The organism is Paenibacillus dendritiformis (assembly GCF_015845845.1).
Taxonomy (GTDB): Bacteria; Bacillota; Bacilli; order Paenibacillales; family Paenibacillaceae; genus Paenibacillus_B; species Paenibacillus_B dendritiformis_C.
In genome coordinates, this window is sequence record NZ_LDIG01000279.1 from 1 (window position 1) to 1,684 (window position 1,684).

The window sequence follows — 1,684 nt, forward strand, 5'->3', positions numbered from 1 at the left end:
TAGGCGGGGTGGTCGTGGACGTGCGTCAGGATCAGGTGCGTATCCATCTGGATTGCGACGAGAAGCAGGAGGTCGATCAGGCGCATTGGTTTCCTTATTCAGCGGTGTATAGCGGCGGGGGACATACAGGCTGGTACGTGATGCCGGAAATAGGGGATCCGGTTTATTTGTATTTTCCAGGCAGCCGTGAAGAGGATGGGGTTGCGGGAAGTGCGGTTCGACGGGCGGGCAGAGAGCGCGGACACAACAAGTTTTCCAATCCGCAGATGAAAATCTGGCGAACGCCTCATGGAAAAGAAATTCGTCTGGGACCGGATGAACTGGTTGTGTCGGGGAAGGATGGCGCTATTTTTATCAAGCTGGACGATAGCGAAGGCATTCATATTGTGAGCAATAAGCAGGTGAATATATCGGCGGGCGGCAACCTGAGCTTGTCCGCCGGGAAAAAGATGAGTTTGTCCGCAGGCAGCGAGCTGCGTATGGAGTGTAAAGGCAGCCATATTCAATTGAGCGGGTCAGCGGATATAAAGGGCAGTGAAGTCAAGTCGAACTAGGCTGTTTATGGTGCGGCATCAGGATAGCGGAAGCAGGATGATAGAACCTGGGAAGAACTTCAGGTCGTGGAGGAATGCACAAATGGAGGAGCCTTTAGATGAGCTAAATCCACAGCAGCAAGCCCAGGCCGTCTTGAAGCAGGCGTGGTTTCTGATCCGTAGAGATTGGGCATGGAAGTTCAAGGCGGTACAAGAGCAACGGATAAAGGCCTGTGTCGAAGATTTTCGGGGGTATTGCCGGGATATTCGGCACGAGCAGATTCAAGGAAGAAAAGGAAAGATCGGTTATATCACATACTCCATGCTGCGTACCACATGGCTGGAGGAGCGACCTGCTTATCTTGTAGAGGCTTCGGATGCTCTATGGATGCTTGATCCTGAGCCGATCCGATTTGAATGGGATACAGGCTGGTCCTATGCCTATTGGGCCGATTTGCAGCAGCAATTGCGAAGGGAGGCAGAGAAGCAGTATGTGTCCCTATCAGAGCTTGAATGGGAGCATGCCATGCTGGAGGCGGCAGAACATGTTCATGCACTTATTGTAAATATGATGCGCCTAGCGATGAAACAGGCCGTGTGCTTGCCGGAGTTTCAAGAGCTGGAGCGGGAAGAGATGTTCGAGATTCGTGTGGGAGAATACATGGATCACAGCGTATCGGTGTATCGCGAGGATCGCAGAGCCATGGAGGCAAGTGAGATTCGGTCATGGCTGGAGGAAAAAGAAGAATATGCGTACAGCTATCAAGCGTTGACCCAAGTTCAACTGTCAGATGGAGATTACAGCCTGCTGGATTTTCGCTATACGGCTTTTCGGCAGATTGAGATGGAGCGCAGTCGCTTGCATGGCTGTGTTTTAGTAGGAACGGTATGGCAGGAAAGCCAGTTGAATGGAATCGACTTGACCTACAGCTTGCTTTATGGAGCCGATTTTAGCGGATGCTCGATGAAAGGGGCGATATTCGATGCTGTTATGGGTAACGCCGGATACGGACCAGGCGCTTCTTTAGATTGGGAGCCACTGGGTTTTGTTGGCGTGGATTTCACAGGGGCGAGCTTGCAGGAGGCCCGTTTTAAAGATGCACAGCTGCGCGGAGCCGTATTTCAAAACGCGTTACTGCATCGAGCGACTT

The 1,684-nt window shown here is 51.9% G+C and carries 2 protein-coding genes; both read left to right on the plus strand.

The annotated features are described in order from the left end of the window. On the plus strand, positions 1-554 hold a 554-nt coding region (locus ABD76_RS27625), incomplete at its 5' end, for a phage baseplate assembly protein V (protein WP_242069848.1). An 82-nt stretch (positions 555-636) separates the two neighbouring features. Further along, the coding region (locus ABD76_RS27630; protein ID WP_197260099.1) for a pentapeptide repeat-containing protein at positions 637-1,684 on the plus strand (1,048 nt) is incomplete at its 3' end.